Here is a 19454-nt window from a genome sequence, read left to right on the forward strand (position 1 = left end):
GGTTCTAAGTGACCGAAAAAGGCGTGAACCTGTAATTTGGGTCACGTAGAAAGGTTCTAAGTGACTGAAAAAGGCGTAAACCCGTAATTTGGGTCACATAGAAAGGTTCTAAGTGACCGAAAAAGGCGTGAACCTGTAATTTGGGTCACGTAGAAAGGTTCTAAGTGACTGAAAAAGGCGTGAACCTGTAATTTGGGTCACGTAGAGCGATCTAGAGCCCGAAGAAGGTTAACATCGGCAATCCACCAGTCACTTAGATGCGTAAAAAAGAGGCCCGGATTCTGGTGATATTGTATAGCGGACTCGTTTAGATGTTCAAAACGACCCAATTGGTGGTCCTTTTCCCTCCGAATAGGGAGGCAGAGCGTCTATTATTTATGAGATTTTGCTTTTTTAGTGGTATTATTAACAATTGCTGGCCGCGAATTGAAGTAAACCGCATGTCTGTTCTCCTCGGCAAATTTGTCTTATACTTGCAACCGATACAGGCGCCTTACGCTTTTCTTTATAGCGTTCACGCGATTGTTTTGGAAATGTTGCGCACACTGAACCTTTCCATCTCCAACAACTGTTCCATATATTGATGAAAAATTTGTGGATCACTTCGTTTAATGGTATTTTTAACATATCTTTACAGGTTTGTTTAGGGGGGATTCAATTGAGAAAAATAGGGGTGTTAACAAGCGGAGGGGATGCCCCCGGGATGAATGCTGCCATCCGGGCTGTTGTGAGGAAAGCGATTTTCCACGGGCTTGAAACGTATGGCATCTATCAGGGATTCAGCGGATTGATTGCGGGCAATATAAAAAAGCTTGAGGTAGGGTCTGTCGGAGATATTATACATAGGGGCGGAACGATTTTACACTCGGCCCGCTGCGAACAATTTAAAACAAAGGAAGGACAGCTCCAAGGGTTAGAGCAATTGAAAAACAAAGGCATCGAAGGCCTGATCGTCATTGGCGGAGATGGTTCCTATATGGGAGCCCGGGCGCTTTCAGAGCTGGAATTCCCCTGTATCGGCATTCCCGGAACGATTGATAATGATATTCCCGGCACCCAATATACAATTGGATTTGACACGGCATTGAATACTGTCTTGGATGCAATTGATAAAATTCGTGATACGGCCACTTCCCATGAACGCACTTTTATTATTGAAGTCATGGGACGCGATGCCGGGGATATTGCACTTTGGTCGGGACTTGCAGGCGGTGCCGAAACCATTTTGATCCCCGAAATCCCCGGCGATTTGAAAGATATTGCCCGGCGCCTTGAAAAAGGGATGGAAAGAGGCAAAAAACACAGTATTATTATCGTCGCAGAAGGCGTAACGACCGGGACGGACTTTGCGGCAAAATTGAAAGAAGAAACGGGTATTGAAACCCGAGTGTCCGTATTGGGACATATTCAGCGGGGCGGGTCACCAACAGCATTTGACCGGGTCCTTGCAAGCAGGCTCGGTGCAAAAGCGGTAGAATTACTGATGGAAGGCAAAGGCGGGCGCGCAGTTGGAATATATAAAGATGAAATCGTAGATGAGGATCTTTTTTCCATATTGGAAAAAGCCCATGATTTTAACCAGAACTTATATACGTTGTCAAAAGAGTTATCCATTTAAACAAAAGCCAGGATCAAAGGAGGTATCCGATATAGATGAAAAAGACAAAAATAGTTTGTACGATTGGTCCGGCAAGCGAAAGTCCCGATTTATTGGATCAAATGATTGCTGAGGGGATGAATGTAGCCCGTTTGAATTTTTCCCACGGAAACCATGAGGAACATCGCCAGAGAATTATGAATATCCGGGAGGCAGCCAAACGGGCTGGCACCGAAATCGGAATCTTGCTGGACACAAAAGGACCCGAGATCAGAACGCACGACATGGAAGACGGGGCTGTTGAACTGAAGGAAGGAACCGATGTCATCGTATCGATGAAGGAGGTATTGGGAACAGCAGAAAAAATTTCGGTTACGTATGAAGGCCTGATCGAGGATGTGCACATTGGTTCAAAGATTTTATTGGACGACGGATTGATCGAGCTGGAGGTTACAGAGCTAAAAAAGGACAAGCAAGAGATCATCGTAAAAGTCATCAACAGCGGGGTTTTAAAAAATAAAAAAGGCGTCAATGTGCCCGGTGTATCTGTCAACCTGCCGGGAATTACGAGCAAAGATGCGAAAGATATCCTGTTTGGGATCCGGCAAGGGGTCGATTTTATCGCCGCCTCGTTTGTCAGAAGAGCTTCCGATGTTCTGGAGATCAGGCAGTTGCTTGAGGAAAATGGTGCACCCCATATGCATATCATTCCCAAAATTGAAAACCAGGAAGGCGTTGACAATATCAATGAAATTCTGGAAGTTTCCGATGGTTTAATGGTCGCCCGCGGGGATCTTGGTGTTGAAATTCCCGCTGAAATGGTGCCGCTCGTTCAAAAACAATTGATTAAAAAGTGCAACGAGGCGGGAAAACCGGTCATTACAGCCACACAAATGCTCGATTCCATGCAAAGAAACCCCAGGCCGACAAGAGCGGAAGCAAGTGATGTGGCCAATGCCATTTTTGACGGATCCGATGCCGTCATGCTTTCGGGGGAGACAGCTGCAGGAGCCTATCCGATTGATGCGGTCAGAACGATGAAAAATATTGCACTTACATCCGAACGAGCGATAAACCACAAAGAAATTCTTTCGAAATTAAGTAAAAATGGAAAGCATAACATGATCGATGCCATTTGCCAATCGGTGGCGCATACAGCGATTAATTTGGGGGTCAATGCAATCGTTGCCCCGACAGAAAGCGGCCATACGGCAAGAATGATTTCAAAATACCGCCCGAAAGCGCCGATCGTGGCTGTGACATCCAATTTGGCGGTTTCAAGGCGCCTGACGCTTGTTTGGGGAGTGCATCCGCAGCTTGGCCACAAAGTAACAACAACCGATGAAATGCTTGACCATGCCGTTACCGCAAGTCTCGATACCGGCATAGTAAAACATGGGGACCTCATCATTATTACAGCAGGTGTCCCTGTTGGTGAAAGAGGAACAACAAACTTAATGAAGGTGCATGTTGTAGGAGATATACTGGCGAAAGGACAGGGGATTGGAAAAAAATCGGCCTACGGAAAAGCGGTGATTGCGAAAAGCTCTCAAGAAGCGCTGGACAAAGTGGAAGAAGGAAGCATTTTGGTTACCATTGGAACAGATCGGGAAATGGTTCCAGCCATTGAAAAATGCGCTGCCCTCATTGCGGAAGAAGGCGGTTTGACGAGCCATGCAGCTGTTGTCGGAATTAGTTTGGGCATTCCTGTCATCGTTGGGGTAGACCGGGCAACCGGGATCATTGAAGACGGGCAGGAAATTACGGTTGACGGCAGCCGCGGAGTCATTTATAACGGCCATGCAAGCGTACTCTAAGCTGTGGTATAATAAAAGAAAAGACCACCGGGGATGTGAACTGCATGAAATATTTCCTGCCCGTTTTTATAATCGTTCCGGCATTGGAAATCGGCCTGTTCATTTTAACGGGCCAGGCAATTGGAAGCTTCGCCACGGTAGCCCTTATTATTTTGACGGGCATTTTGGGTGCCGTTCTTGCCAAAAAGGAAGGGCTTGGCATAATAAGAAAAATGCAAGAACAGGTTCGTTTTGGACAACCACCAGGCGATGCACTGCTGGAAGGCTTTTGCATCCTTATTGGCGGGCTGCTTTTGCTCATGCCGGGATTTATTACGGATGCCGCTGGCTTGATATTGCTGTTTCCTCCTGCCCGGAAGCTCTTTAAACCGCTGTTGCTGAAATGGTTTAAAAATTGGGTTTCAAAACGACATATTTATATATACAGGTAAAAAAAGGATAGACCGGGGTAACAGAAGTTTCCCGGTCTATCCGCTTTTATATTTTACATATTGTGGCGATTGAGCGCCATTTTACTTTGCTGCCGGCGGCGGAGATGTTCCTTTGATGTACGCCCAAATATCCCGAAACACGTTGGCCCCGTGCAGCGTGGTAAGGAGCACGAGCGTTACCGGACCAAGAATCAATCCAAGAAAGCCGACCAGCTTGAATCCGACAAACAAGGCAACGAGCGTCGCGAGCGGGTTGAGCCCAATGTTGGAAGACAATATTTTGGGTTCCATTAATTGTCTTTGTACAATCACAACTGTATATAAAATACCGAGTCCGATGGCGAGTCCGAAGTTGCCGGTCACGGCTTCATAAATCAGCCAGGGGATAAATACCACCCCTGTTCCGAGATAAGGCAGGAGGTCCACAAGCCCCGTAATGAGGGCGATTGTAATCGCATAGTTTACACGCAAAATCAACAGTCCGATCAAAACGATCACCAACGTGATGGAAATAAGGGTTAGCTGTGCTCTGACAAAACCGGCCAGCGCTTTTTTCAAGTCAATAAAAACCCTTAATCCGCTGTGCCGCACTTTTTCGGGCAGCATCTTGGACAATGATGCGGTTAGCTTGTCCCAATCCTTGCTTATAAAGAAAGTTGCGAGCAATGAAAAAATAATGACCGTTGCCGCGTTTGGAATCCAGGAAACGAGGGCGGGCAATTTGAGAAAGAAATTCTGCAAAAAAGCTGTCGCGCTTTCTGATATTTTATTGCCGGTCTCGTTGATGCTGTTCATAATCGTTTCCTGCTGTCCGCTGTCAAGACTTTTAAACATGCTGGCTACCTTGTTGTAGAAAGGGATGAATTGATTCGCAAAAAACCTTTCCAAATACGTGATCATTGTGCCGACATGTTCGGGGACAACATTGGCAAAATGGGAAGCACCGGCCACGATTTCCGCAATCAGCAAAGTGATCAGCCCCGTAAATACTCCGATAACGACGAGAAGTGCCGATAAGACGGCGAGTATTCGGGGGAATTTCCAGCGTTTTTCGAGGAATCGGACCACAGGGTTGATCGCAATGGCGATCACAATCGCAATGATGAACGGATAGGTTAGCTTAAAAACGTAGTAAATCGTAACAAGCGAAAGGGTGACAACAGCAATAACAATTAAAAATCGTATCAATCTGTTTACACTTTCACGATCCAAAGAAATCCCACCTTCAATTCCGGCTTTTTGGACGGTTGCAGGCAACCGGATACTAAGTTCTTTTTTCTTAATGATACCATGTTATGATAAATTTCGTTATTTATTTGGGAGATGAATGAATTGTTAAACCAGGCTTATTTGTTTTTGCTTCTTTTGCTGGGGATCGGATTCCTGGCAAAAAATCAATCTCTTGTCATAGCTGTTTCCGTTTTGATCATACTAAAAATAGCAGGGGCAGATGAAAAAGTGTTCGGAATGATACAAACGAAAGGAATCCAATGGGGGGTTACCGTCATTACGATTGCGGTGCTTGCACCGGTGGCCAGTGGCCATATCGGCTTTAAGGAGCTCGGGGGTGCAGTCAAATCTCCTTATGCTTGGATTGCGCTTGGAGCCGGAATGGCTGTGGCGCTCATAGCCAAGTATGGCATTGTCCTGCTCACCGAGGACCCTCATATTACCACAGCATTGGTTCTTGGGACCATCCTGGCTGTTTCGCTTTTTAAGGGGGTAGCGGTCGGGCCGTTAATCGGGGCGGGAATTGCATATTTCGCCATGAAATTATTTGAGCTGTTTCGGATTGGAAAAGGTTTGTAAAAAGTTTCAAGGCAAAGTCAACAGAACAAAAGCAAAACGGCATTTTCTTTCCGTATTTTTGGCAAATCGGTTATAATGGTCATGGGTAAAGGGAAATGTTGAAAATTAGACAAGATATTTTTATTGACTATAATAGAACTGAAGGACATTTTACCATTGGCATAATCTTTCGCAGGGTGATTTTTTTATGTGCGTGTTTTCTATTGTTTTACAACTTCAGATAGATAAATAAGATAAAAGGAGAGGTTATTATGACAGCATCACGCGGGTTAGAAGGGGTAGTAGCCACAACATCTTCGATCAGCTCCATCATTGACGACACTCTTACATACGTCGGTTACAATATCGACGATTTAACGGAGAATGCGAGCTTCGAGGAAATCATTTATTTATTATGGCATTTGGAACTGCCGACGAAAGAACAGCTTCAAGAACTGAAGCAGGAATTGGCCGGTAACATGGATCTGCCAAAGGAAGTCATTGACACCTTTAAAACGTACCCCCTTGACAGGGTGCATCCAATGTCCGTGCTCCGCACCGCTGTATCGGCTTTGGGCATTTTTGATGAAGAAGCCGAGACAATGAGCAAGGAAGCGAATTATAAAAAGGCTGTTCGCATACAGGCAAAAATGCCGGCCATTGTAGCAGCTTTCGCCCGGATCCGAAAAGGGCTGGAGCCTGTTGCTCCGCGAAAAGACCTCGGGTTTGCCGCCAATTTTATGTACATGCTCAAAGGTGAAGAGCCCGATGATATTGAAGTCGAGGCAATGAATAAGGCGCTCATCCTTCATGCCGACCATGAATTGAATGCATCTACATTTACTGCCCGTGTTTGTGTGGCTACTCTGTCGGACATTTATTCGGGTTTGACTGCGGCGATCGGCGCCCTGAAAGGACCATTGCACGGCGGTGCCAATGAGCAAGTTATGAAAATGCTTACAGAAATCGGCTCGGTTGACAACGCCGAAAGCTATATCCGCGAAAAATTAAAAAATAAAGAAAAAATCATGGGCTTTGGCCACCGTGTTTACCGCAAAGGCGACCCGCGCGCCAAACATTTAAAAGAGATGTCCAAAAAACTGACAGAATTGACCGGTGAACCGGAGTGGTACGATATTTCCGTTAAGGTGGAAGAGGTGTTTACTTCCGAAAAACCATTGCCGCCTAACGTGGACTTCTATTCCGCATCTGTATATCACAGCCTTGGCATCGATCATGACCTATTCACGCCCATCTTTGCAGTAAGCCGTACGTCCGGATGGCTCGCCCATATTTTGGAACAATATGAAAATAATCGGCTCATCCGCCCGCGTGCCGATTATATAGGGCCGGGCATGCGCTCCTACGTACCGCTTGATGAGCGCAAATAAACGAAACGGTTTTAGATTTTTGCATGATCTTCTGATATGATAGAACGGGGAAAAGGTTAGAAACTTCGCTTTCTAACCTTTGATATTGAACTTGGAGGGATAGAAATGACGCAAGGTGAAAAAATTACAGTGACCAATGGCGTATTACAAACGCCGGACAATCCAATTATTCCTTTTATTGAAGGGGACGGAACCGGTCCCGACATTTGGGCGGCCGCCCAGCGGGTACTAGATGCCGCAGTGGAAAAGGCTTATGCCGGCAAACGAAAAATTGAGTGGAAAGAAGTATACGCCGGTGAAAAGGCTTTTAACAAATTCGGTGAATGGCTTCCCGATGAAACATTGGAAACAATCCGCGAATATTTAATTGCCATTAAAGGTCCACTCACCACTCCGATCGGCGGCGGCTTTCGTTCCTTGAACGTCGCGCTTCGCCAGGAATTGGATCTGTTTGTATGCCTTCGTCCGGTAAGATACTTTGAAGGGGTGCCATCTCCGGTAAAACGCCCTGAAGATACAGATATGGTTATTTTCCGCGAAAATACGGAAGATATTTATGCAGGAATTGAATACAAGGCAGGAACAGAGGAAGTGAAAAAAGTAGTTGACTTCCTGCAAAATGAAATGGGCGTCAATAAAATCCGCTTCCCTGAAACATCAGGCATCGGAATCAAGCCGGTTTCCCAGGAAGGAACAGAAAGGCTCGTCCGGGCAGCGATCAACTATGCCCTGAAAGAAGGACGCAAATCCGTCACGCTCGTACATAAAGGAAACATCATGAAGTTTACAGAAGGAGCCTTCAAAAACTGGGGCTATGAACTTGCCGAAAGAGAATTTGGCGACAAAGTGTTCACTTGGGATCAATATGATAAAATCAAAGAGGAAAAAGGTGCAGATGCTGCGAACAAAGCACAGGCCGATGCCGAGGCGGCAGGAAAAATCATCATTAAGGATGCGATCGCCGATATATTCCTGCAGCAAATCCTTACCCGTCCAAAAGAATTTGACGTAGTGGCCACCATGAACTTGAACGGTGACTATATTTCTGATGCCCTTGCCGCTCAAGTAGGCGGAATTGGAATTGCCCCGGGAGCAAACATCAACTATGAAACAGGCCATGCCATTTTTGAAGCCACTCATGGAACAGCACCAAAATATGCAGGCCTTGACAAAGTGAATCCTTCTTCCGTCATTTTGTCCGGAGTGCTTATGCTTGAGCACCTTGGCTGGTCAGAAGCGGCTCAGTTGATTACGAAATCAATGGAAACAACGATCGAATCAAAAGTGGTTACGTATGACTTTGCCCGCCTCATGGAAGGCGCAACAGAAGTAAAAACCTCCGAGTTCGGAAGCGCATTGATTGAAAACATGGATTAATGTTTCTTGAAAAAGGGAATATTGGGGCTAAAAGGCAAACACAATGAAGGCTGTTCAGAGAACAGCCTAAAAGTGCGCAAAATTAAAGAAAGAAGGGAACTTCCCATGTCAATGAAACGGAAAAAAATCTCGGTAATCGGTGGGGGCTTTACAGGAGCCACCACCGCATTCTTAACGGCACAAAAAGAACTTGGCGACGTTGTACTCGTTGACATTCCTCAAATGGAAAATCCGACGAAGGGAAAAGCTTTGGATATGTTGGAAGCAAGCCCTGTGCAAGGGTTTGATGCAAACATTACAGGCACATCCAACTATGAAGACACGAAGGATTCCGATTTGGTCGTCATTACGGCCGGCATTGCCCGCAAACCCGGCATGAGCCGCGACGATCTTGTCCAAACAAACCAAAAAATCATGAAAAGTGTTACCCGGGAAATTGTCAAATACTCCCCAAACAGTACGATCATTGTTCTCACGAATCCGGTAGACGCCATGACATACACAGTTTACAAAGAGTCCGGATTCCCGAAAGAACGCGTCATCGGACAATCGGGTGTGCTTGACACTGCGCGTTTCCGTACATTTGTTGCCCAAGAACTGAATTTGTCCGTAAAAGATATTACCGGTTTTGTTCTCGGTGGACACGGCGATGACATGGTGCCGCTCGTCCGATATTCTTATGCCGGCGGTATTCCGCTTGAAAAGCTCATTCCAAAAGACCGGCTTGATGCCATTGTCGAACGTACAAGAAAAGGCGGCGGCGAAATTGTCAACTTGCTCGGCAACGGAAGTGCCTACTATGCCCCTGCGGCCGCTCTTGTTGAAATGGTTGAGGCCATTGTCAAAGATCAGCGCAGAGTCCTTCCGGCGATCGCCTTTCTGGAGGGAGAGTATGGATTTGAAGGCATATATCTCGGAGTCCCAACAATCCTCGGCAAAAATGGAATTGAGCAGGTAATCGAACTTGAACTGACCGGGGAAGAAAAAGCGGCATTGAAAAAATCAGCCGATTCTGTTCGCGAAGTCATGAATGTTCTTGAATAGAAAAAGCGCAATACAACCCCTGGATAACCTTTCATGCCAGGGGTTGTTTTTTATTCGCCGAAATTTTTGTCTTTGTTTTTTTAAAAAGAAATGATATGATGTTGAAAAGCAAGATGGAAGCGCTTAATAACGGAGGTGCTCTTATTGTTACTTGGGAAAAAAAGAAAGCTTGGGAGACAGATTGGAGAAATAACAGAAGGGGAAAAATTAAAGCTTACCGAGAAAATCGAAGACAAAGATTTGCTGCTGTTTTTAGGTCTGACGAATGATGCCAATCCACTCTATATCCAGCATGACTATGCTTCCCAAACACCATATGAGAAACCAATTGTTCCTTCTGTAATGTTGACGGGGATTATCACCTCTGCCATTACGAAATACTTGCCAGGTCCGGGGTCCCATATCCTTAAACAGGAAATTGAATTTGTCAAACCGGTCCATCATTATGCAACGGTTGAATTTTTATTTGAAGTCGTTGATGTCAATCAGGAGTCCCATACAGTGACCATAAAAGTCCAGGGAACCGATGAAAACGAACAAACCGTCATCAATGCGACGGTTCTGGCAGCTCCTCCGTATGGGAATGGAAGCTGAATATTTAATATATCAGGCAATCATGCCTTTTTGGGCAGGTCCATGCGGCCTGTTTTTATTTGGGATAAAGATTGCCTCCGCCGCAGCCCTTGATACTGCGGTTTTTTTATGGAGAGAAGCATTGGGCTGAAACCTTTTTCGTAAGTCATCGTAATACAATAATAAGAGATTACAAGAAAGGAACGTGAGGGTATGAGTTTAAAGAGAGTCTATGCTGCCACCGGCATGGTCGCTGCGGGGTTGATTTTGGCAGTCACCCTGTTTACATCATGGTACACGTTGGATGAGTCCGACCAGGCTGTTATCTTAACGTTTGGGAAAGCAGGGGAAACGGTCACGGAGCCGGGTTTGCATTTTAAAATGCCATGGCCGGTACAGCATGTAGAAAAACTGGCCCGTGAAACGATGAGCCTTGAGTTTGGTTATCAAGACGAGGGCGGAAAAAAACAAAAGCTCTCGGATGAAACCAAAATGATTACAGGTGATGAGAATATCGTTCACGCCGACCTTGTGGTCCAGTGGAAAATTACGGATCCGAAAAAATACTTGTTTTATTCCGAAAACCCGAAAGAAATATTATACGATGCAACTTCCGCTTCTTTAAGAAGCATTATCGGCAGCTCCAAAATTGACGATGCCCTTACTTCCGGCAAGGCGGAAATTGAAGGAAGCGTCCGGGAATTGTTGACTGCCCTGATCGAAAAATATGATATCGGCATTTCAATATTGGCGGTTAAATTAAAAGATGTGGAACTGCCGAATAAAGAAGTGCGCAATGCCTTTACAGCCGTGACCGATGCCCGCGAAACGATGAATACGAAACTGAATGAAGCCCAAAAATATGAAAACCAGCGCCTGAATGAGGCGGAAGGTGAAAAAGAGGCCATTATTTCAAAGGCGGAAGGTGAAAAGGCGGCCCGTTTGGAAACAGCCCGCGGAGACGTAGCCGTTTTTAATAAGCTGTATGAACAATATAAATCCAATCCCGAGGTGACGAGGGAACGGCTTACACTCGAAACGCTGGAGCAGGTGCTGCCCGGAACCGAAATATATATTATGAACGATGATGGCAGTACGCTGAAATATTTCCCGATTCGGCCAATGGAAAAGGAACAGCCGAAGAAGGCCGAAGAATCGAAGGGGGATGAGTAATATTGGACAGGAAAGTGGTTGATTTTAAGGAGCGCAAAACTGTTGAATTGGAATGGCGCAAATATACGAAATTAGGCATCTTTATTCTTATCATCATATTATTGCTCATATTGCTGCTTTCAAGCCTGTTTATCGTCCGGGAAGGCGAATTTAAAGTTGTCCGCCAGTTTGGGGAAGTCGTAAGAATCAAGACAGAACCGGGGCTGTCCATGAAAGTGCCGTTTATCCAGAGCGTTTCCACTTTGCCGAAATACCAAATGACCTATGATGTTTCCCAGGCAGAAATTAATACAAAAGATAAAAAACGAATCATTATTGACAACTATGCGCTTTGGAAAATTACCGATCCGAAAAAAATGATTACAAACGCGAGAACGGTAGAGAACGCGGAATCAAGAATGGAAGAGTTTATTTATTCCGTTATCCGGACCGAATTGGGACAGCTGAACTATGATGAAATCATCAATGACGAAAAATCATCGCGGGGAAGTTTGAATGACCGTGTGACAGAAAAGGTCAATGACCTTCTCTCCCATGACCAATATGGAATCGTTGTAACAGATGTTCGCATGAAGCGTACGGATTTGCCGAATGAAAACGAGAACTCGGTCTATACGAGAATGATTTCCGAGCGTGAATCGACCGCCCAGGAATATTTATCGAAAGGTGACGCAAGAAAGAACCAAATTACCGCGGAAACAGACCGAAAAGTCCGGGAAATGCTTTCCAAAGCCCAGGCGGACGCCGAGGTAATCCGCTCCGAGGGGGAAGGGGAAGCTGCAAAAATTTACAACCAGGCTTTTTCAAAAGACCGGGAATTTTATCAGCTATACCGTACACTGGAATCTTACAAGAAAACAATCGGCGAGGACACGGTGATCGTTCTTCCTGCCGACTCCCCCTATGCGCGCCTGCTGATGGGTTACACAAAATAATCAACTTGGCCGCCGGAAATTTACCGGCGGTTTTCAACGTAAGGAAAGAAGGTATAAATTGGCAGTTCGCCCATTTCATCCAATCCAACCTCCCACCGCTTACTTCTAAGAAAGAACGTGTTAGCGTTTTCCAGTTTTACGCAAATGCGATTTGCGAACCGCGAATACGTTCAAGTTTTACGCAAATACGATCCAAAGACCACGAAATACGATCAGGGAACCTCGCACCGGCACGAATTTTTCACTTTCGTCATTCCCCGTGCTAGAATAAGTATATTGATTATGTTGGACGAGCTGGAACATTGGGAGGGTATGTTGTGAAGAAAAAATTAATGCTGATCGACGGAAACAGCGTTGCCTACCGCGCTTTTTTTGCGCTGCCGCTGCTTCATAATGACAAAGGTGTATATACGAATGCAGTTTACGGTTTTACCACCATGCTGATGAAAGTGCTTGAAGAGGAGAAACCGACCCATATTCTTGTCGCATTTGATGCCGGCAAGACGACTTTTCGCCACAAAACGTTTCAAGAGTATAAAGGGGGCCGGCAAAAAACCCCGCCTGAATTGTCCGAGCAGTTTCCGTTTTTGCGTGAATTGCTCAACGCCTATGGCATTAAACAATATGAACTGGAAAATTACGAAGCGGACGATATTATCGGTACACTGGCCGTTGCAGCCGAAAAAGACGGATACGAGGTCAAAGTCATTTCGGGTGATAAAGATTTGACGCAGCTCGGCACGGATCACATTACTGTCGGAATCACAAAAAAAGGCATGACGGATATCGAAAACTACACCCCCGGGCACGTGATGGAAAAATATGGACTTGCTCCAGAACAAATTATTGATATGAAAGGATTAATGGGAGACCAGTCCGACAATATTCCTGGCGTTCCCGGGATCGGGGAAAAAACGGCGATTAAACTATTGAAACAATTCGGTTCATTGGAAGCTTTGCTGGACTCAATTGATCAAGTAGGCGGGCCAAAGCTGAAGGAACGCCTGACGAAGCATAAGGAACTGGCCATACTAAGCAAAAAGCTGGCTACGATTGAAACGGCAGCTCCAGTCAATATTTCAATGGCAGATCTGGAATATAAAGGTTACGATCCGGCCGACTTAAAAGCGGTATTCCAAGAGCTGGAATTCAATTCCCTGCTGGAAAAAATAGAAGGCGGAGATTCGCCTGCAGCGGATGCTGATTTAAAACCGATCGAATTTACAATGGTGGAAACGGTCAATGATGATCTTTTCTCCAATCAAATGGCCTTTTACCTGGAAGTGCTAGAAGAAAATTATTTTACGGGTGACATTGTCGGGTTTGGGCTTGCGGACGAAAACGGGGCATTGTTTTTGCCGGCAGATATTGCATTGCAATCGGAGTCTTTTAAAAAATGGGCCGAGGATGATACAAAGAAAAAACGGGTGTATGATGCCAAACGCTCCATTGTAGCGTTAAAAAGACGCGGAATTGAATTAAAAGGAATAGAATTTGATCTGCTGCTCGTATCTTATTTGCTCAACCCTTCCGAATCAACGGCCGATTTTGCGGGAGTGGCCAAGCGCCACGGTTTCACGGATGTCGAAACGGATGAGGCTGTTTACGGTAAAGGGGTAAAAAGGAAAGTGGCGGAAAAAGAAGCGCTCGCCGAACATTTGGCAAGAAAGGCGCTTGGCATTCAAGCTTTATACAAACCGTGCGTCGATGAGCTGAAAGAAAACGAGCAGCTCGAATTGTTTTACGAGCTCGAACTCCCGCTGTCACTTGTCCTGGCGAAAATGGAATACACAGGTGTGAAAGTCGATGTTGAGCGGCTGAAAAAGATGCGTGTTGAAATGGCGGAGCGCCTAAAGGCCATAGAAGCCAAAATCCACCAGTTGGCCGGCCAGGAATTTAACATCAATTCACCGAAACAGCTCGGTGTCATCCTGTTTGACAAACTCGGTCTTCCGGTCATTAAGAAAACAAAGACAGGTTATTCGACAGCTGCTGATGTTTTGGAAAAACTGGCTCCTTCCCATGAAATCATCCAGGAAATTTTACACTACCGCCAGCTTGGAAAACTGCAATCGACATATATCGAAGGCTTGCTGAAAGTAGTGCAAAAAGACACGAACAAAGTACACACCCGTTTTAACCAGGCTTTGACCCAAACCGGAAGGCTCAGCTCCACCGATCCGAACTTGCAAAACATACCGATCCGGCTTGAGGAAGGGCGGAAAATCCGGCAGGCATTCATCCCGTCCCAGGAAGACTGGGTCATATTTGCAGCCGATTATTCACAAATTGAACTGCGTGTTCTCGCCCATATTGCGGGAGATGAAAACTTGATCGAAGCCTTCCGCCAAGATATGGACATTCATACAAAAACAGCGATGGACGTGTTCCATGTCGGCGAAAAGGAAGTCACTCCAAATATGAGACGGCAGGCAAAAGCGGTAAACTTCGGCATCATATACGGAATCAGCGATTACGGCTTATCGCAAAACCTGGGGATCACGAGAAAAGATGCCGGAAAATTTATTGAAAGATATTTGCAAAGTTATCCCGGTGTAAAAGATTATATGGAAGATATTGTTCTGGAAGCAAAGCAAAAAGGCTATGTATCCACCCTGCTCCACAGAAGAAGATATATACCCGAAATCATGAGCAGAAATTTCAATGTGAGAGGTTTTGGTGAACGAACCGCCATGAACACCCCCATTCAAGGGAGTGCGGCTGATATTATTAAAAAAGCGATGATCGAGATGGCGGAAAAGCTGGAGGCACAAGGGCTGCAAACACGCCTTCTGCTCCAGGTGCATGATGAGCTAATCTTTGAAGCGCCAAAAGATGAAATAGACATATTAAAGGAACTTGTACCAAGCGTCATGGAAAACGCACTGGAACTGAAAGTTCCGCTCAAAGTGGACTATGCATACGGTCCAACATGGTACGATGCCAAATAAAGACAAAGCCGAAAGCGGCAATAGGGGGGATGAGCGATGCCGGAATTGCCGGAAGTGGAAAATGTGCGCCGCTCATTATTAAAGCTGGTTAAGGGGAAAACGGTGGAAGACGTACAAATTGGATGGCCCAAAATCATCCATTATCCGCTGGACATCGAACAATTTCAAGACGCGCTGCATGGGCAGACGTTCCATGGACTTGAGAGGAAAGGAAAATTTCTTGTTTTCCAATTGGACGACTATTCGCTCGTCTCCCATTTGCGAATGGAAGGCCATTACAGCGTGCATAAAAAAGGAGACCCATCCGATAAACATACACATGTCGTGTTTGGCCTGACGGATGGAGGGGAATTGCGTTACCGTGATGTCCGCAAGTTTGGAACGATGCATTTGTTAAAAAAAGGAACGGAAGCAAAACAGCTTCCCCTTTCCAAACTGGGACCCGAGCCTTTTTCTGCCGATTTTTCCGCTGCGTATTTAATGGATCGGTTCAGAAAAACCGACCGGATCATCAAAGCGGTACTTCTTGACCAAACGATTGTCGCCGGCCTCGGGAATATATATGCGGATGAAGTGCTGTTCAGGTCTGCCATTCACCCGTGCCGAAGGGCAAAAACGCTCACGGAGGAAGAAGCGGCAACGCTGAAAAGCCAAATCGTACAAACGCTGAACGAAGCGATAGAAGCCGGGGGGAGCTCCGTCAATACGTACATGAACTCCCTCGGATTGGCAGGCTCATTTCAAAATAAATTGTACGTGTATGGAAAAAAAGCCCAGGAGTGCGTTAATTGCGGCACAATGATTGAAAAAATCAAAGCAGCCGGCAGGGGAACCCACTTTTGTCCATCATGCCAAATACTTGAATAAGATAACACTTCCAGCAGCGGGCATCTTACTGCCAGTTCAAACGGGATAAAGCACCCATGACTGTGTGGCGCCCAGACGATGATTAACCATCAGCCAGCCCATTTCATATACTGATTTACCGACATTGAAGCGAAAGGAGCTGGCCGATGAGTTTTCTCTCTCTTTTACTGCTGGCGGTTGCAATCAGTCTGGATGGATTGGGCACGGGTTTTGCATATGGTCTCAGAAAAATGGGAATTCCGTTTAAATCTATTATCATTATCGCACTTTGTACCGCATTTTCGCTCGGCTGCGCAATGCTGTTTGGGCAGTTCATTCAAAGCTTTTTATCACCGCTCGCTGCCAACCGGCTTGGCGGCATTATATTGATTATCATCGGCAGTTGGATTATATTTCAATTTTTCAGGTCAGAGCAAGCGGGGGCACATGACAAATTTGAATTTAATTGGGAAATTAAATCGATTGGCATTGTCATTCATATTTTAAAAAAGCCGACACGGGCAGATTTCGACAGTTCGGGCACGATTACGGGGATGGAAGCGATTATGCTCGGTGCCGCCCTTTCCCTTGATGCTTTTGGGGTCGGGATCGGCGCTGCCATGCTTGGTTTTCATCCACTGCTTTTATCCGGAGCTGCTGCATTGTCAGGTGTTCTGTTTTTGAATGCGGGAATTGCCCTTGGCAAATTTTTTTCCCATATGAAGGCAATGCAAAAAATGACTTTTTTTCCGGGAATATTGCTCATATTAATCGGTATTTTAAAAATGTAGCAGAAAGGCTGATTTCATGGCAACGATCATAGGCTTAACCGGAGGAATTGCAAGCGGCAAAAGCACTGTTTCCAATATGCTGAAAGAGCGCGGCTTTACGGTAGTGGATGCGGATCGCGCTGCCAGAACGGTTGTCGTACCGGGCGAATCCGCATATGAGCAGGTTGTTGAACAATTTGGCAGGGAAATTTTGTCGGATGATGGGACACTGGACAGACCGAAGCTGGGAGCCATTGTGTTCAACGATTCCGAAAAAAGAAAAAAACTGAATGCAATCGTACATCCCGCCGTCCGGGAAAAAATGAAGGAGTGGCAGGAGGAGGCCATTCAAAACGGGAAAAATACGATTATATTGGATATTCCGTTATTGTTTGAAAGCAATCTGCTTCATATGGTTGAAAAAACGATTGTCGTTTACGTTGATGAAGAGACGCAGCTTAAAAGGCTCATGGACAGAAATTCATTTCGGGAAGACGAAGCACAGGCCCGGATCGGATCCCAGCTTCCGTTAAGGAAAAAAAAGGAGATGGCCGATGCGGTTATTGACAATAACGGTTCGCTCGGCGCGACGGAAAAACAGGTGGAAGACCTGATCGAAAAATGGAAAATGATACCTTGAACAGGAGTGCATTGCACTTCTGTTTTTGGTTAAGATAACTGACACATTTTATTGTTCCTTTTTATGATAATTATGTTATACTAATTACGACAATATGAAATTACAGTATAACACTTTATAGGGGGCTCCCGGAAATTATGAAGGCTAATGTTGCGATTAATGGATTTGGCCGTATTGGCCGCATGGTATTCAGAAAAGCGATCATGGAGGACCGTTTTAATATCGTGGCGATTAATGCCAGCTATCCGCCTGAAACGCTTGCCCATCTCATTAAATATGATACAACTCATGGGAAATTTGAAGCTGATATACAACCGAAAGACCAAGCCCTTGTAGTAAACGGCAAGGAAATCAAGCTTTTAAATAACCGCAATCCGCGTGAACTTCCCTGGCATGAATTGAATATTGACATCGTCATAGAGGCGACGGGGAAATTCAATTCCCGCGACAAGGCTGCCATGCATCTCGAAGCAGGCGCCAGAAAAGTCGTTTTGACGGCTCCTGGAAAAAATGAAGATGTAACAATCGTCATGGGTGTCAATGAGAATGATTTAACAATCAATCAGCATGATATTATTTCAAATGCTTCCTGTACAACCAACTGTCTGGCGCCTGTTGCAAAAGTGCTGGACGATTCTTTCGGAATTGAGAACGGATTAATGACAACGGTTCACGCATACACAAATGACCAAAAGAACCTTGACAATCCGCATAAAGACCTGCGCCGTGCCCGGGCATGCGCCCAGTCCATCATCCCCACGACAACCGGGGCGGCAAAAGCTTTGTCGCTCGTACTCCCTCAATTAAAAGGGAAATTGCACGGAATGGCACTTCGTGTTCCGACGCCAAACGTTTCACTTGTTGACCTTGTTGTAGATTTAAAACGGGAAGCAACCGTACAAGACATTAACCATGCATTTCAAAAGGCTGCCAATAGTACTTTGAAGGACATATTGGCATTTACGACAGAGCCGCTTGTTTCAATTGATTTTAATACAAACCCGCATTCTGCCATTGTCGACGGGCTTTCCACCATTGTCATGGAAGGAAAAAAAGTCAAAGTATTGGCTTGGTATGATAATGAGTGGGGATACTCATGCCGGGTAGTCGACCTTGTTACCTATGTGGCAACCTTGCTCAATAAAAAAGAAGCAAAGGCTGGTTAATTTTCCGCTATCAAGGGACAAATCCGAAGTAAAGGATTTGTCCCTTTTATGTTCCGGTTAAAAATGAAGAAAGACTGAATTTCCGGCCAATCCGGCTTCTGACCCCCGACTTTTTAAGAAGAAAAGTATAAATTGGCCGTTCGCCAAACTAATCAGATCCAGCCCCTCTCACCTGTAAAAAAAAACGCGCAGCGCTTTTCTTACGAGTTGGCAGGGCCAAATGCATCAAATGGGTAGATGCGGAATTTCACTTCGCCAATTACAGCATCATAAGAAATGAGCCCGAATGTACGGCTGTCCTTGCTGTTCAAGCGATTATCGCCCATTACAAACAACATGTTTTCAGGGACTTTTGTTTTTCCGGTTTTCTCCTGCAAAGAAAAGTCCCCGGTCAGATTGCCAAATGGGTTATCTTTTCTGTTTTCCGACAAATACGGTTCGTTGAATGCTTCTCCATTAATATAAAGCACGTCATCTTTCATTTCAATGCTGTCTCCCGGGAGTCCGATCACACGTTTAATATAGTGTTCATTTTCGATATCCGGTGCATCAAAGACAATCACATCAAACCGCTGGATCTTGGATGTTTTACTTATAATCACCTTGTCGTGATCCTGAAAGGAAGGTGACATGGATTCTCCAAATACAGTAATGGGCGAAAAGAAAAACTGTCTGCAAACAAATGCGAGAATGATTGCAAATACAAGCGATTTGACCCAGGAAATGATTTCTTTCTTGGTGCTTTCTTTCATGTCTATCCTCCCAAATTCCTAATAGTCTCTCGGCATTCGCCGAGTTAGATGGGTCAAAGGATCTCTTGACCCAACTGTTTGATTCCCCTCCTACTTTGTAGGAGTTTTTTATTTTGATCAATATTTCTACCCTGAAAATATAACTAACGAACTGCTAAAAAAAGCAATACTAAGCTAACCGGCTATACCCTAATTTCCAGAAA

General features: G+C 45.3%; 17 protein-coding genes. 15 read left to right on the plus strand and 2 right to left on the minus strand.

Translation table 11 applies throughout. The features are described 5' to 3' along the window. Positions 1–658: 658 nt before the first annotated feature. Genes pfkA through AB1L08_RS17775 form a run of 3 tightly spaced genes read left to right on the plus strand, consistent with a single transcriptional unit; the run spans position 659 to position 3845 of the window. Entirely contained in the window at positions 659–1618 is a 960-nt protein-coding gene (gene pfkA, locus AB1L08_RS17765) for a 6-phosphofructokinase (protein WP_413065984.1), read from the plus strand. A gap of 35 nt (positions 1619–1653) precedes the next feature. Then, a complete protein-coding gene (pyk, locus tag AB1L08_RS17770; protein WP_413065985.1) occupies positions 1654–3414 on the plus strand; it encodes a pyruvate kinase in 1761 nt (586 codons plus the stop codon). 44 nt (positions 3415–3458) lie between these two features. Continuing rightward, a complete protein-coding gene (locus AB1L08_RS17775; protein WP_413065986.1) occupies positions 3459–3845 on the plus strand; it encodes an FxsA family protein in 387 nt (128 codons plus the stop codon). An 81-nt stretch (positions 3846–3926) separates the two neighbouring features. Here the strand turns inward: AB1L08_RS17775 and ytvI are convergent, their stop codons facing one another. Next, positions 3927–5057, minus strand: coding sequence for a sporulation integral membrane protein YtvI (gene ytvI / locus AB1L08_RS17780; RefSeq protein WP_413065987.1), 1131 nt, complete (start codon positions 5055–5057; stop codon positions 3927–3929). Positions 5058–5177: 120 nt separating this feature from the next. Here ytvI and AB1L08_RS17785 point away from each other — a divergent pair, with 120 nt between their 5' ends. From AB1L08_RS17785 to AB1L08_RS17840, 12 genes are all read left to right on the plus strand, one after another. Beyond that, positions 5178–5654 carry a DUF441 domain-containing protein gene (locus AB1L08_RS17785; RefSeq protein WP_413065988.1) on the plus strand — a complete coding sequence of 159 codons (477 nt, stop codon included), beginning with the start codon at positions 5178–5180 and terminating at the stop codon, positions 5652–5654. 251 nt (positions 5655–5905) lie between these two features. Then, a complete protein-coding gene (gene citZ, locus AB1L08_RS17790; protein WP_413065989.1) occupies positions 5906–7024 on the plus strand; it encodes a citrate synthase in 1119 nt (372 codons plus the stop codon). A gap of 105 nt (positions 7025–7129) precedes the next feature. Continuing rightward, positions 7130–8401 (plus strand): NADP-dependent isocitrate dehydrogenase, encoded by a 1272-nt coding sequence (gene icd / locus AB1L08_RS17795; protein WP_413065990.1) that lies wholly within the window; start codon positions 7130–7132, stop codon positions 8399–8401. A gap of 105 nt (positions 8402–8506) precedes the next feature. Then, positions 8507–9445, plus strand: coding sequence for a malate dehydrogenase (gene mdh, locus AB1L08_RS17800; protein WP_413066000.1), 939 nt, complete (start codon positions 8507–8509; stop codon positions 9443–9445). Positions 9446–9589: 144 nt separating this feature from the next. Beyond that, positions 9590–10039 (plus strand): MaoC/PaaZ C-terminal domain-containing protein, encoded by a 450-nt coding sequence (locus tag AB1L08_RS17805; RefSeq protein WP_413065991.1) that lies wholly within the window; start codon positions 9590–9592, stop codon positions 10037–10039. A gap of 192 nt (positions 10040–10231) precedes the next feature. Next, on the plus strand, positions 10232–11191 hold the full coding sequence (gene hflK / locus AB1L08_RS17810; protein ID WP_413065992.1) for an FtsH protease activity modulator HflK: 960 nt from the start codon (positions 10232–10234) through the stop codon (positions 11189–11191). 2 nt (positions 11192–11193) lie between these two features. Continuing rightward, positions 11194–12126, plus strand: a complete 933-nt coding sequence (gene hflC, locus AB1L08_RS17815; RefSeq protein WP_413065993.1) for a protease modulator HflC — start codon at positions 11194–11196, stop codon at positions 12124–12126. Between the two features lie 317 nt (positions 12127–12443). After that, a complete protein-coding gene (polA, locus tag AB1L08_RS17820; RefSeq protein ID WP_413065994.1) occupies positions 12444–15077 on the plus strand; it encodes a DNA polymerase I in 2634 nt (877 codons plus the stop codon). Between the two features lie 36 nt (positions 15078–15113). Continuing rightward, positions 15114–15944: a DNA-formamidopyrimidine glycosylase gene (gene mutM, locus AB1L08_RS17825; RefSeq protein ID WP_413065995.1), complete on the plus strand. Its 831-nt coding sequence runs from the start codon at positions 15114–15116 to the stop codon at positions 15942–15944. A gap of 146 nt (positions 15945–16090) precedes the next feature. Next, positions 16091–16714 carry a sporulation membrane protein YtaF gene (ytaF, locus tag AB1L08_RS17830; protein ID WP_413065996.1) on the plus strand — a complete coding sequence of 208 codons (624 nt, stop codon included), beginning with the start codon at positions 16091–16093 and terminating at the stop codon, positions 16712–16714. 16 nt (positions 16715–16730) lie between these two features. Next, positions 16731–17333 (plus strand): dephospho-CoA kinase, encoded by a 603-nt coding sequence (gene coaE / locus AB1L08_RS17835; RefSeq protein ID WP_413065997.1) that lies wholly within the window; start codon positions 16731–16733, stop codon positions 17331–17333. A 137-nt stretch (positions 17334–17470) separates the two neighbouring features. Beyond that, the gene (locus AB1L08_RS17840) at positions 17471–18499 is read left to right on the plus strand and encodes a glyceraldehyde-3-phosphate dehydrogenase (protein WP_413065998.1); all 1029 of its coding nucleotides are present in this window, start codon (positions 17471–17473) and stop codon (positions 18497–18499) included. Positions 18500–18699: 200 nt separating this feature from the next. Here the strand turns inward: AB1L08_RS17840 and lepB are convergent, their stop codons facing one another. Then, positions 18700–19251, minus strand: coding sequence for a signal peptidase I (gene lepB, locus AB1L08_RS17845; protein WP_413065999.1), 552 nt, complete (start codon positions 19249–19251; stop codon positions 18700–18702). Between the last annotated feature and the right edge of the window lie 203 nt (positions 19252–19454).

This window comes from Siminovitchia jepli (assembly GCF_047228825.1).
Classification (GTDB): domain Bacteria; phylum Bacillota; class Bacilli; order Bacillales; family Bacillaceae_C; genus Siminovitchia.

Excerpts from the sequence above, each read along its gene's own strand:
- ytaF (WP_413065996.1), top strand. The coding sequence starts at position 16,091 with ATGAGTTTTCTCTCTCTTTTACTGCTGGCGGTTGCAATCAGTCTGGAT.
- lepB (WP_413065999.1), bottom strand. The coding sequence starts at position 19,251 with ATGAAAGAAAGCACCAAGAAAGAAATCATTTCCTGGGTCAAATCGCTT.
- icd (WP_413065990.1), top strand. The coding sequence starts at position 7,130 with ATGACGCAAGGTGAAAAAATTACAGTGACCAATGGCGTATTACAAACG.
- hflK (WP_413065992.1), top strand. The coding sequence starts at position 10,232 with ATGAGTTTAAAGAGAGTCTATGCTGCCACCGGCATGGTCGCTGCGGGG.
- AB1L08_RS17840 (WP_413065998.1), top strand. The coding sequence starts at position 17,471 with ATGAAGGCTAATGTTGCGATTAATGGATTTGGCCGTATTGGCCGCATG.
- coaE (WP_413065997.1), top strand. The coding sequence starts at position 16,731 with ATGGCAACGATCATAGGCTTAACCGGAGGAATTGCAAGCGGCAAAAGC.
- mutM (WP_413065995.1), top strand. The coding sequence starts at position 15,114 with ATGCCGGAATTGCCGGAAGTGGAAAATGTGCGCCGCTCATTATTAAAG.
- mdh (WP_413066000.1), top strand. The coding sequence starts at position 8,507 with ATGTCAATGAAACGGAAAAAAATCTCGGTAATCGGTGGGGGCTTTACA.
- pyk (WP_413065985.1), top strand. The coding sequence starts at position 1,654 with ATGAAAAAGACAAAAATAGTTTGTACGATTGGTCCGGCAAGCGAAAGT.
- AB1L08_RS17775 (WP_413065986.1), top strand. The coding sequence starts at position 3,459 with ATGAAATATTTCCTGCCCGTTTTTATAATCGTTCCGGCATTGGAAATC.
- citZ (WP_413065989.1), top strand. The coding sequence starts at position 5,906 with ATGACAGCATCACGCGGGTTAGAAGGGGTAGTAGCCACAACATCTTCG.